6 protein-coding genes, 2 tRNA genes and 2 rRNA genes are annotated in these 12,801 nt (G+C 62.7%); 3 read left to right on the plus strand and 7 right to left on the minus strand.

Annotated features, from left to right (window positions below):
• From CSW59_RS00005 to CSW59_RS00020, 4 genes are all read right to left on the minus strand, one after another.
• A 23S ribosomal RNA gene (locus CSW59_RS00005) occupies window positions 1–1,605 on the minus strand; the annotation flags it as partial.
• A gap of 289 nt (window positions 1,606–1,894) precedes the next feature.
• Window positions 1,895–1,970: transfer RNA gene (locus CSW59_RS00010), tRNA-Ala, on the minus strand.
• A gap of 66 nt (window positions 1,971–2,036) precedes the next feature.
• Window positions 2,037–2,113: transfer RNA gene (locus CSW59_RS00015), tRNA-Ile, on the minus strand.
• 183 nt (window positions 2,114–2,296) lie between these two features.
• Window positions 2,297–3,780: ribosomal RNA gene (locus tag CSW59_RS00020) — 16S ribosomal RNA — on the minus strand.
• A gap of 922 nt (window positions 3,781–4,702) precedes the next feature.
• Here CSW59_RS00020 and CSW59_RS00030 point away from each other — a divergent pair.
• Entirely contained in the window at window positions 4,703–5,134 is a 432-nt protein-coding gene (locus CSW59_RS00030) for an Rrf2 family transcriptional regulator (RefSeq protein WP_099442115.1), read from the plus strand.
• A 45-nt stretch (window positions 5,135–5,179) separates the two neighbouring features.
• Here CSW59_RS00030 and CSW59_RS00035 read toward each other — a convergent pair whose 3' ends face one another.
• From CSW59_RS00035 to CSW59_RS00045, 3 genes are all read right to left on the minus strand, one after another.
• On the minus strand, window positions 5,180–5,611 hold the full coding sequence (locus CSW59_RS00035; protein ID WP_099442116.1) for a CBS domain-containing protein: 432 nt from the start codon (window positions 5,609–5,611) through the stop codon (window positions 5,180–5,182).
• 56 nt (window positions 5,612–5,667) lie between these two features.
• Window positions 5,668–6,321 (minus strand): rhomboid family intramembrane serine protease, encoded by a 654-nt coding sequence (locus CSW59_RS00040; protein ID WP_099442117.1) that lies wholly within the window; start codon window positions 6,319–6,321, stop codon window positions 5,668–5,670.
• 102 nt (window positions 6,322–6,423) lie between these two features.
• Window positions 6,424–8,346, minus strand: a complete 1,923-nt coding sequence (locus CSW59_RS00045) for an ATP-binding protein (protein ID WP_099442118.1) — start codon at window positions 8,344–8,346, stop codon at window positions 6,424–6,426.
• Between the two features lie 210 nt (window positions 8,347–8,556).
• Between CSW59_RS00045 and CSW59_RS00050 the strand changes: the two genes are divergently transcribed.
• Together CSW59_RS00050 and CSW59_RS00055 are read left to right on the plus strand one after the other, a co-directional pair.
• Window positions 8,557–10,371 (plus strand): ABC-F family ATP-binding cassette domain-containing protein, encoded by a 1,815-nt coding sequence (locus tag CSW59_RS00050; protein WP_099442119.1) that lies wholly within the window; start codon window positions 8,557–8,559, stop codon window positions 10,369–10,371.
• Window positions 10,372–10,756: 385 nt separating this feature from the next.
• Window positions 10,757–12,790, plus strand: coding sequence for an MASE1 domain-containing protein (locus CSW59_RS00055; RefSeq protein WP_369825725.1), 2,034 nt, complete (start codon window positions 10,757–10,759; stop codon window positions 12,788–12,790).
• Window positions 12,791–12,801 lie beyond the last annotated feature (11 nt).

Here is a 12,801-nt window from a genome sequence, read left to right on the forward strand (position 1 = left end):
AATTTGCCGAGTTCCTTCAGCACAGTTCTCTCAAGCGCCTTGGTATACTCTACCTGCCCACCTGTGTCGGTTTCGGGTACGGTCTCCGTTGGAGTTATTTCCAGGGACCTGTTCACTGCCAGGAGCAATCCAATAAGCCCTGACAATTTACCAGATCCGTCACTTCCAACTGGTTCAGGAATATTCACCTGATTCCCATCGACTACGCCTTTCGGCCTCGCCTTAGGGGCCGACTAACCCTGCGCAGATTAGCTTTACGCAGGAACCCTTGGGCTTTCGGCGAGAGGGTCTCTCACCCTCTTTATCGCTACTCATGTCAGCATTCTCACTTCCGATACCTCCAGCAAGGCTCGCGCCTCACCTTCATCGGCTTACGGAACGCTCCGCTACCGCGTGCTTACGCACACCCATACCTTCGGCGTCTGGCTTGAGCCCCGTTACATTTTCCGCGCAGGTTCGCTTGACCAGTGAGCTGTTACGCTTTCTTTAAATGATGGCTGCTTCTAAGCCAACATCCTGGTTGTCAAAGCAAACCCACATCGTTTCCCACTTAGCCAGAACTTGGGGGCCTTAGATGATGGTTAGGGTTGTTTCCCTTTTCACGACGGACGTTAGCACCCGCCGTGTGTCTCCCGGATAGTTCTCTTGGGTATTCGGAGTTTGATTAGAATTGGTACAGCTCGCGCCGCCCGCATCCATTCAGTGCTCTACCCCCCAAGGAATACGTCCGAGGCACTACCTAAATAGTTTTCGCGGAGAACCAGCTATGTCCAGGTTTGATTGGCCTTTCACCCCTATCCACAAGTCATCCGAGAATTTTTCAACATTCACCGGTTCGGTCCTCCAGTAAGTGTTACCTTACCTTCAACCTGCTCATGGATAGATCACCTGGTTTCGGGTCGTCATGCGACGTACTTATTCGCCCTATTCAGACTCGCTTTCGCTGCGCCTACACCTAACGGCTTAAGCTTGCACGGCACATGAAGTCGCTGACCCATTATACAAAAGGTACGCCGTCACCACGCGCGGTGGCTCCGACTGCTTGTAGGCTTCCGATTTCAGGATCTGTTTCACTCCCCTTGTCGGGGTGCTTTTCACCTTTCCCTCACGGTACTTGTTCGCTATCGGTCATTGAGGAGTACTTAGGCTTGGAGGGTGGTCCCCCATGTTCAGACAGGATTTCACGTGTCCCGCCCTACTCGAGTCTGTCGCTATTTGACGCTTACGGGGCTATCACCCACTATGGCGGACCTTCCCAGATCCTTCAGCTTTATGTCACGACAGCACTGGCCTGGTCCCGGTTCGCTCGCCACTACTACGGGAGTCTCGGTTGATGTCCTTTCCTCCGGGTACTGAGATGTTTCAGTTCCCCGGGTTTGCTTAATGAACCCTATGTATTCAGGTCATTATACCTCTTCTGATCATCCAATCCTGGACCCAGCCGAAGCTGAGACTAAGTTGGGTGACCATAAAGGTGGGTTTCCCCATTCGGAGATAGCCGGATCAAAGGGTGCTCGCGCCTCCCCGGCTCTTATCGCAGCGTGCCACGTCCTTCATCGCCTCTCAATGCCAAGGCATCCGTCAGAAGCCCTTATGCGCTTGATCGTTCTCAGCAAAACCCATGCATAATCGACCCTAGCCGCATCTCGCGGGAAGGGATCGAGCATGAGCTCTACCTTTAGTCAGACAATGATGTCTTCTTAAGTCCATCCTTAAACCAGGTCCGTATCCCAGGGGTGAGCTACGGTTGGCGGAGGAACCCTGCCTTCACAATGTCACTTCGCATCGGCTCGAAAGCCGCTGCAAACTTGATCATTCCCGATCGCGATTTTCCCAACCATACCAGCTAGCCTCGCTCAAGCAGCGAAGCGGTAGCGAGGATTGCGAGGAAAAATGGTGGAGCCAGACGGATTCGAACCGACGACATCCTGCTTGCAAAGCAGGCGCTCTACCAACTGAGCTATGGCCCCTCACACTTCAGTGTAAGTTGCTTGCCCAGCGGAGCTGGTCGGTGCGGTCCGTATGTTTGGAAAGAGTGGTAGGCCCGATAAGACTTGAACTTATGACCTCACGCTTATCAAGCGTGCGCTCTAACCAACTGAGCTACGGGCCCATAGGCCGCTCAGATCGGATCAGTTGATCCGCTCCAGGGCTCGCGATCGTGTCCTGAACCTCGACGGTCCAGAACAAGTGGAAAGAGAAACGAAGACGGCGGCGATCCGCTCTTTTTGGTGCGTCAAGCGCACCGTGTCTGGAGCTTCAATAGTCTCGTGAGAGACTGGAGAAGCATCCTTAGAAAGGAGGTGATCCAGCCGCAGGTTCCCCTACGGCTACCTTGTTACGACTTCACCCCAGTCGCTGACCCTACCGTGGTCGCCTGCCCCCTTGCGGTTAGCGCAGCGCCTTCGGGTAAAGCCAACTCCCATGGTGTGACGGGCGGTGTGTACAAGGCCCGGGAACGTATTCACCGCGGCATGCTGATCCGCGATTACTAGCGATTCCAACTTCATGCTCTCGAGTTGCAGAGAACAATCCGAACTGAGACGACTTTTAGGGATTGGCTCCCCCTCGCGGGATTGCAGCCCTCTGTAGTCGCCATTGTAGCACGTGTGTAGCCCACCTTGTAAGGGCCATGAGGACTTGACGTCATCCCCGCCTTCCTCCGGATTAACTCCGGCAGTACGATTAGAGTGCCCAGCCAAACCTGATGGCAACTAATCGCGAGGGTTGCGCTCGTTGCGGGACTTAACCCAACATCTCACGACACGAGCTGACGACAGCCATGCAGCACCTGTGTCCCAGTCCCCGAAGGGAAAACCACATCTCTGTGGCGGTCCAGGCATGTCAAAAGGTGGTAAGGTTCTGCGCGTTGCTTCGAATTAAACCACATGCTCCACCGCTTGTGCGGGCCCCCGTCAATTCCTTTGAGTTTTAATCTTGCGACCGTACTCCCCAGGCGGAGTGCTTAATGCGTTAGCTGCGTCACCGACATGCATGCATGCCGACAACTAGCACTCATCGTTTACGGCGTGGACTACCAGGGTATCTAATCCTGTTTGCTCCCCACGCTTTCGAGCCTCAGCGTCAGTAACGGACCAGTATGTCGCCTTCGCCACTGGTGTTCTTCCGAATATCTACGAATTTCACCTCTACACTCGGAGTTCCACATACCTCTTCCGTACTCAAGACTGCCAGTATCAAAGGCAATTCCAAGGTTGAGCCCTGGGCTTTCACCTCTGACTAAACAGTCCGCCTACGCTCCCTTTACGCCCAGTAATTCCGAGCAACGCTAGCCCCCTTCGTATTACCGCGGCTGCTGGCACGAAGTTAGCCGGGGCTTCTTCTCCGGGTACCGTCATTATCGTCCCCGGTGAAAGAATTTTACAATCCTAAGACCTTCATCATTCACGCGGCATGGCTGCGTCAGGCTTTCGCCCATTGCGCAAGATTCCCCACTGCTGCCTCCCGTAGGAGTTTGGGCCGTGTCTCAGTCCCAATGTGGCTGATCATCCTCTCAGACCAGCTACTGATCGTCGCCTTGGTGAGCCTTTACCTCACCAACTAGCTAATCAGACGCGGGCCGCTCCAATGGCGATAAATCTTTCCCCCGAAGGGCACATCCGGTATTAGCTCAAGTTTCCCTGAGTTGTTCCGAACCAAAGGGCACGTTCCCACGTGTTACTCACCCGTCCGCCACTAATCCCGAAGGATCCGTTCGACTTGCATGTGTTAGGCCTGCCGCCAGCGTTCGCTCTGAGCCAGGATCAAACTCTCAGGTTGAGTTGACATTGACATCAGACTTCCAGTCCCGGGGGAAAACCCAGAACCAGGTATCTGGTTTGCATAGTTTCTTGACGAGTTCCCATCACACTCCGATCAGCCCGAAAGCCAACCGGCGTATAAATGGTGTCTTCAAGAGACCGCATAACGTCAGCGTCAATGATCCACTCCGTAGAGTGAACCGCCAGAGCGCCGCCGCCTGCGTTTCTCTTTCCAAATCAACAATGTCAAAGACCCGAACCGCTCCGTTACCGGAGAACCGATCCCACCGTTTAGCGCCCGGTGTCGGCGGAGGCGGCTATCTATCCAACCTCGAATTCCGTGTCAAATCGTTTCTCGAAGAAACTTTCCGACTTTCTCAGCCAGCCAGCCCAGGAGGCTTTCGGCGTAGCCGGCAGCTTCTAAAGAAGTCACCGGAGCCAGTCAAGCATCTTTTTCAAAAGAAAGAGAAGCCCTTCCGGTTTGAAATACTTCAGCAACCTTGCGGAGGCCTCTGCATTTCAGGGAGCGCGGCCTCTAGCGAAACCGAATTCCCAGGTCAACCACCTCTCTTTTCTTTTTCTCTACTTGTGGCCAGAGCCACTTTAGAGCGCAAAAGCCACCCGAAGCGCGCCGATAGGAGCGCTGAACAAGTGGAAGAGATTCGATTGAGGCTGCGGAACCTAGCGATCTACTGCTCGAAACGCAAGCCCCGAAAGGCGAATGTTTCGTTCAGCGGCCGCGGCCCCGAAGCGAGGGGCGGCTTCTAGAGCCCCCTCCCCGCCCCGACAAGCCCGAAATGGCCGGCTTATCCCCAGACGGACCATTCCTCTGTGCATGAACAGCGTCACGCGAGACTTGCGTCGCGACCAAGCGTCGCCCAGAAGGCTGAACGCTCTTTAAGAGCCACCCTTCGCCCGCTTGAACAAGGTCACCGGCGTTCATGTTGTCCCAGAAGGCGCGCTACGCCCTGCGCGCGATGATCGAACTGGCTCGCGAGAACGGGCAGGTCACGGCCGGTGAGCTGGCCGAGCGCGCCGACGCGCCGCGCAAGTTCCTGGAAGCGATCCTGCTTTCTCTCGCGCGCGATGGCCTGGTGGTCAGCCGACGCGGCAAGTTCGGCGGCTATGTCCTGGGCCGCGTGGCCGACCAGATCAGCTTCGCCGAGATCATTCGCCTGGTCGACGGCCCGCTGGCCATGACGCCATGCGTCAGCCGCACGGCCTTCCGCCGCTGCGAGGACTGCCGCGACATCGCCACCTGCGCCCTGCGCGAAGCCCTGCTGCGGGCGCGCGACGCTACGGCCGCCGTCCTGGAAGGCTATAGCCTGGCCGACGCCGTCAAAGGCGTCGGCGCGGAGTTGATCGAAGGCTGAGGTTTCAGCCCCCTCTCTATAGCGTCTCCTATAACGTCCCCGACCTCAGCCGGCGGCGATATAGGCCTTGAGCCCATCGGCCTCGGCCAACGCCTCGTTGATCTTGTGCTTCACGAGGTCGCCGATCGAGATGATGCCCGCCAGGCGCCCGCCCTTGACCACCGGCAGGTGGCGGATCCGGCGATCCGTCATCCGCTCGAGCAGAGCGTCGACCGTTTCGTGGGGCTCGGCGAAGATCACCTTGGCGCTCATGCAGCCGGCGATCGGCTTGGTCAGGGCCGCGGCCCCTTCCTTGGCGATCACGCGGACGATGTCGCGCTCGGAGAGGATGCCAACCACCGCCTCGGTCTCGTCGACCACAACCATGGCGCCCACGCGGCGGGTGTGCAGAAGGGCGGCCGCGGCGCCGACGGTCTCCTGGGGAGAGGCCGTGAACACCAAATCGCCCTTGTCCTTGAGGATCTGAGAAATCAGCACTGAGCTACCTCCCTTGTTCTGTTATGGAACAAGGGTCTCGCAAACGGGCCCCGGGATCAATGGGGATCGCGCGGCGCGGGATCAGCGGGCTCGGCATGACGGGCGAACAGGCCGATCAGCAGGACCCCAGCGGCGAAGCCGATCAGGTGAGCCTCCCAGGCCACGCCGCCCGCTCCCCCCGTCAGGAGACCGCCGGCCACGGCCATGACGAGATTGACCACCAGCCAGCCCAAGCCCATCGACAAGACCTGCGGACCGAACATCGGACCCAGACCGCCTCGTCCATCCATCGTGCGCGCGGCCGCGCCCATCAGCCCGGACACGGCGCCAGAAGCGCCGACGACGGGTCCAATAGCGTTGGGATGCAGCACCGCATAGCCAAGGCCCGAGACGATCCCGCACGCCATATAGAAGAGACAGAAGATCGCCCCGCCTCGCGCGCCCAGGCCCAGCAAGCGCGCGACCGGCGCGCCGAAGGCGACCGCGAAGGCCGCGTTCATCAGCGCGTGCAGCCAACCGCCGTGCACGAACATCATCGTGACCACGCCTGTCCAATGACCGTCCCAGAAGTCTCTCGGGATCAGGGCTAGCGACAGAATCGTCGGCTCGTCGGCGTTCATCAGGAGGGCGTTGGGCCCCAGGATGGAAGCGGCGGCCAGCAGGGCCGGCCAGGGCGCGTTGAAAACTGGTTCGGAACGTTCAGGCGCCATCGCTACTCAATCCTCGGCGGGGCGGTCTGAATCGAAACCCGCGCCTCCTCCTTATCTAGTGAGGCCTAGCGACCCTAGAAAGGAAAGACGGCGCAGACCTAGCTAGGGGCGACCGCTGGTCTGACACGAACGGTCCGCCCCAGCGACGCTCGTCCGCCCCACGCTCCAGGCCGCGATCTTCGCCTGCAGGTCTCGCGGGTCGATCGGCTTGCCGACGTGATCATCCATTCCGCTGGCGCGATAGAAAGCGATCTGGTCGGGCAGCACATTGGCCGTCAGGGCGATGATCGGCGTCGAGGCCGCCTCGCCTCCCAGGTCGCGGATGGCGCGCGTGGCGGCCAGCCCATCCATGCGCGGCATGTGCACGTCCATCAGCACGAGATCATAGACCCTGGTATGGACCGCCTCGACTGCGGCGATGCCGTCGGCGACCGTCTCCACCTGGTGGCCCATCGCCCGGACCAGAGTCCCGATCAACTCGCGATTGGCGTCGTTGTCATCGGCGACCAGCAGTCGAAGCGGCCGCCCCGACACTGGCGAGGCCTCATCGGTCGCGACCGAGGGCGGTTCGGCGACGGGAAGATCCAGAACGCACCAGAAGCGCGCACCTTCGCCAGCGACACTGTCGACGCCGATCCGGCCGCCCATGAGCTCGACGATCTCCCGGCTGATCGCCAAGCCAAGGCCGGTGCCGCCGAAGCGTCGCGACACCTCGGGGCCGGCCTGGGTGAAGCGGTCGAAGACGTGGTCCAGCATTTCCGCTGGAACGCCGACGCCAGTGTCCGAAACCGAAAGCTCCAGCCGCTCCATGCCTGGCCTCGCGCCCGTTCTACTCTCGACGGCGAGAGAGACGCCGCCCGAGTCGGTGAACTTCATCGCGTTGCCAAGGAAGTTCACCAGCACATGACGCAGCCGTTCGGGGTCACCATCCAGCCAGCGAGGGCAATCGGGGGCGACGTGGATGCTTAGCGACAGTCCCTTGCTCCGCGCGGCGGCCTCGAACATGCCCGCCGTACGTGCGGCCAGATCCGGAAGGTCGAAGGGCTTGTGCTCCAGATCGACGCCGCCCGCCTCGAGCTTCGAGAAGTCGAGGACGGCGTTGAGGGTCTCAAGCAGCATGGCGCCGGCTTCACGGATCCGGCCCAGGTGACGCATCTGCGCATCATCCAGCGTCGCGTCCTCCAACAGGTCGGCGAAGCCAAGGATGCTGGTCAGAGGCGTGCGCAGCTCGTGGCTCATATTGGCCAGGAACGCCTGGCGCGCCGCCGCGGCGATCTCGGCGCGCTCACGCGCGTCAGCCAGGGCCGCCTGGGCCTCCACCTCTTCGGTGATGTCGGTCTCATTGACCAATACGCAGGGCCGGCCCGTCATCGGATCGGGCGTGCGACGCACGGTCAGGCTGTGCCAGCGCGGACCGCCAGCCGTGATCACGCGATAGCCGCCTTCGATGACTTCGACATCCTGGAGCCGGCTCCAGAGAATCTCGCCCGCGTCGCTGTCAGCGAAGATGTCGGCGAAGCGCCCCCCGCGATCCGGATAGGCCGCCAGCGCCGCCGGGTTGCCGAAAATGCGCCAGCCTTCGGCGTCATAGAGTGAAACCAGCGCGCTGGTGTGATGGAGCGCCTCGATCGCGCGCTGCTCTTCGGCCTCGGGGCGGAGACGCACGCCCTCGCACAACATCGCCCAACCACCATCCGGCAAGGCGATGCGCGAGATCATGGTGTTGACGGTGACCGCCTCGCCTTCGGGATAGAAGGTCCAGCGCTCCTCGACGACTCCGGTCCGCAGCCGCGCGGCCAGATCGCTCATCCGGGTCCGCACGGCTGGAGACGCGTTCGAGAAGTCTCGGGCCTGCAAGGCGTCAAGCGACGGGGCGCGCCAAAGCTCCAGCGCCGCCTGATTGGCGTACAGCGCAAGTTTGCGGACGTCGTCGAAGACCCAGACGGGACGCTGCAAGGCGTCGAAGCCCAGAGCGAGCGACGCCTGGACCTCCGAAGCCACGGTGCTTTCGACGCTCGACTTCAAGGTGGGTGTTCCGCTCTTTAACGCACAGCTTTTAGCAAAACCGCGTTTGGCCAGCTGTTAACGGGGGATTTTGTCGCACCTAGCCGACAACCAGGTTCGGGCGGTTTCGCCAGGGTAAGCGGGCGCGACGGCCGATTTGCCGTTTCCTCCGAGGCGCGCCTGGGATAGGGCCTCGCCTTCGCGATCCCGCCGTTCCATATCCGTGACCACATGGCCTCTCCGACCCGCGCGCCCGTACTCGCCCTCAAGGACGTCCGTCTCGCCGACGGCGCCAAGCCCCTGTTCGACGGGGTGGATCTAGCGCTGGAGCCGCGCGTGCGCGCCTGCCTGGTCGGCCGCAATGGCGCGGGCAAGTCGACCCTGCTGAAGATCCTGGCCGCCCAAGGCGTCGAGGCCGACAGCGGCGAGCGCTCGGTGCAGCCGGGCGCCAAGATCGTCTATGTCGGCCAGGAGCCGGAGATCGCCGGCGAGACCTTGCTCGACTACGCCACCGCCGGCGGCGCGCAGGACTACGAGGCGCAGGCGGCCCTGACTGATTTCGGTCTCGATCCCGACAAGGCGGCCAAGGGCCTGTCCGGCGGCGAGACCCGCCGCGCCGCCCTTGCCCGCGCCTTCGCTGAGCAACCGGACGTGCTGCTGCTGGACGAGCCGACCAACCACCTCGACATCTTCGCGATCCAGACGCTGGAAGAAGAGTTGGCCGCATCGAAGTGCGCCGTGATGATCGTCAGCCACGACCGGGCCTTCCTCAACAGGGTCACCGAGCGCTGCTTCTGGTTGGAGCATCGCAAGATCCGCCGTCTGGACCGGGGCTTCTCGGAGTTCGAGGCCTGGGCGGACACCGTCCTGGCAGCCGAAGCAGAAGAAGGCCGGCGCCTGGACAAGGTGCTGGAGCGCGAGAACGCCTGGCTGGCGCGGGGCGTTCAGGGGCGGCGGGCTCGTAACGAAGGCCGCCGCCGGGCGCTGCTGGCTCTTCGCAATGAGAAGAAGGATCGCCAGAGCGATCAACGCGGGACCATGACCATGGCCGTGGAGTCCTCGGGGGTCTCCGGCAAGCGGGTGATCGAGGCCAAGGGTGTCACCAAGCGCTTCGGCGAGCGGACGATCGTCGAGGACTTCTCGACCCGCATCCTGCGTGGCGACCGCGTGGCGCTGGTCGGCCCCAACGGGGCCGGCAAGACCACTTTGGTCAAGCTGCTGCTGGGCGAGCTGGCGCTGGACGCGGGCTCCGTGCAACTGGGCGCCAATCTCGAGGTCTCGTACATCGACCAGGCGCGCATGGCGCTGTCGGACAAGATCACCGTCTGGGACTTCCTGACGCCCGGCGGTGGCGACTCCATCATCGTGCGCGGCCAGTCCAAGCACGTGGCCGGCTATGCCAAGGAGTTCCTGTTCACCGACGCCCAGCTGCGCCAGCCCGTCACCAGCCTGTCGGGCGGCGAGCGCAATCGTCTACTGCTGGCGCGGGCTCTCGCCAATCCGACCAACCTGATGGTGCTGGACGAACCGACCAACGACCTCGACATGGACACGCTGGACCTGCTTGAGGACCTGCTGGCCGACTTCGAGGGCACGCTGATCCTGGTCAGCCACGACCGCGACTTCATTGACCGACTGGCCACCTCGACCATCGCGCTCGACGGCAGGGGCAATGTCGTGGAGACGCCGGGCGGCTGGACCGACCTGATGGACCAGAACCCAGGCTTCTTCAGCGCCGTCCGCGCGCCTGTCGCGGTGGCCGCGCCCAAGACGACGCCCTCGGCGCCGCCTCCCCCTAAAAAGAGCGCCAAGCTTTCGTACAAGGACCAGCGCCGTCTGGAGGAGTGCGAGGCCCTGATCGCCAAGAGCCCGGCGATCATCGCCAAGCTGGAGGAAGCTCTGGCCGATCCCAATCTCTACAGCCGCGATCCGGCGACATTCGATAAAAACATGAAGGCGTTGGACAAGGCGCGCGCGGATCTTGAGCAAGCCGAGATGGAGTGGCTTGAACTCGAAGAGAAGAGAGAAATCCTGGCGGCAGGTTGATCACGGAAAGTGCTGGGAGACGTCTTGACCTCTCGACGTCGATACCAGGCTACGACTAAGCCCCTCTTGAACTGCGCCTCGCGGCGTGCATTGTCCTTTCGACCCTTTACAAGGGCGCGGCTGGAGCGAGTCGTGGGGCGTGGCGGCTGCGGAGGCGTCCTGCGGCGAAACGACACATCCCCCGATAAGCGAGCAACCCCTGGCCGCGCGAGCGTATTGAATGGTCGCGCCGTCGCTCCGCGAAACCGGGAGCGGCGAGCGCCCGATACGCGCCGCCCCGCGACGCGGTCAGAGGGCGCGTTTTGATGTTGTCGCCAAAGGCGGCGGACTGGGGGATGAAACGCGTATGCCGCAGCGGCGAGCGCAGCATGAGCGGAAGCGGCAATTGACCTTGTTGCGAGGCCTGTCGGTCGCGCTGGTCGGCGGCCTGTTCTTCAGCGAAGTTCTAACGCGTACTCAGGTCGATATCGCGACCTTCTGGCCCGCCAACGCGCTGTTCGCGGCAGGCCTGGTGGTTCTCACGCCCAGACTTCGACTGACTCTAGCCGGCGTGTTCGTGATCTTCCATATGGCCGCCGCCCTTCTGGTCGGCGACAGCCTCTCCCGAGCCCTGCTCTATGTGACGGTCGACACGCTGGAGGCGCTCGCCGTCTGGTGGGCCTGTGTCCGCTTCTGGGGTAGGGCGCCGCGCGTTCGGACGATGCGGATGCTGGCGGTGCTGCCCGCTGTGACCACGCCGATCGCGGCGATCTCAGCCACGCTTTGCGCGCTCGTGCTGTCGATGTTCTTCGGCGCGCCCCTCCTGGCGACCTGGATCGACTGGCTGCTGCGGGGAGCGCTCGGTCTGGCCGTCGTCCTGCCCGCCACGCTGGTGCTGATCGACTCCCAGCATAGTCGGGCTTATCGCGTCTCCCTGGCGGAACAGGGCGTCCTGCTGTTCGCCGTAGCGGCGGTCACGCTGCTCTGCGCGCATCCGCTCTCGGGCGCGCCGCCCTTTCTGATCTTCCCGATCGCGCTGGTCGCCGCCTACCGCCTCGGCGCCCGGGGCGCGGCGATGGCGTGCCTGATCGTGGCGCTGATCACCCTGCCAATCGCCATGTCCGGCGCCTCGCCGCGCTTCAACGCCATCCTGGGACCGACGGCGCAGGCGCGGACGATCCAGATCTTTATCGCGGTGATCTTCTATACCTGCATGGCCGCCAGCCTAGTGCTGGCCCAACAGGAGCGGCTGAAGCGCCTGCTACAGCGCCGCGAGCAGCTGACCCGCGTCGCCCGCGCGAGGGCCCTGGCCGCCACCGAAGCCAAGACCGAGTTTCTGGCCACCATGAGCCACGAGATCCGCACGCCGCTGAACAGCGTGCTAGGCTTCGCGCAACTTCTGGCCCAGCGTGACGATCTATCCCCGGACGCCCGACGCCAGGTGAACCTGATCGACAGCGCCGGCGCCGCCTTGGTCACGGTGCTGGACGACATCCTGGATTTCTCGCGCGTCGAGGCCGGTCAGATCGAACTCCAGCCCCAACCGACCGTCACGGAAGCCCTGGTGCGCGAGACGGTGGCGATCATGGCGCCCGAGGCGCGCGCCAAGGGGCTCGATCTGGCCCTCGACATCGTCGATTCCAGCCACAAGACCCACGACCTGGATCCGGATCGACTACGCCAGATCCTGATCAACCTGCTCAACAACGCCGTAAGGTTCACCGACCAAGGCCGGATCGACGTGCGGCTGGTCATCGACCCCGGCGCGGCCGAAGACCGACTGCGGTTAGAAGTCATAGACACCGGTGTCGGCATTGCCCTGGAAAAGCAGGCCCTTCTGTTCCAGCGCGCCTCGGCAGATGTGGCGCTGGGCCGCATGCCGGCGGGAACGGGTCTTGGCCTCGCCATCTGCCGCGCCCTGGTCGACGCCATGGGCGGCAAGATCGGTGTCGTCAGCGTGCCGGGGCGCGGCTCATGCTTCTGGTTCGAACTGTCAGCTCGGCCGGTCGAGCCGACCGCATCCCCCGATCCCCTACCGGCGAAGGAGGCAGCGGTCGGCCGCATCCTCGTCGTCGACGATCATCCGATCAATCTCGAGATCGCCGCCACCTTGATGAGCATGGCCGGCTATGACGTCGATCAGGCCGAAAGCGCCAGCCAGGCCATCGGGCGCGCGCGCAAAACGGCCTACGACCTGATCCTGATGGACATGCACATGCCCGAGATGGATGGGCTTGAGGCGACGCGAGCGATCCGCGCCCTGCCCGCCCCATTCGGGACGGCGCCGATCATCGCCATGAGCGCCGACGCCCTGCCGACCCAGGTCGAGCGCTGCTACGCGGCCGGCATGGTCGACCATATCCCCAAGCCGGTCCAGCGCGAGACCCTGTACGCCAAGGTCGAGCGCTGGCGGCGCAAGCCAGGGCCGCGCCCGGCCTGACGCGGTCTGCG

Origin of the sequence: Caulobacter sp. BP25, from assembly GCF_002737755.1 — a bacterium.
Lineage (GTDB): Bacteria > Pseudomonadota > Alphaproteobacteria > Caulobacterales > Caulobacteraceae > Caulobacter.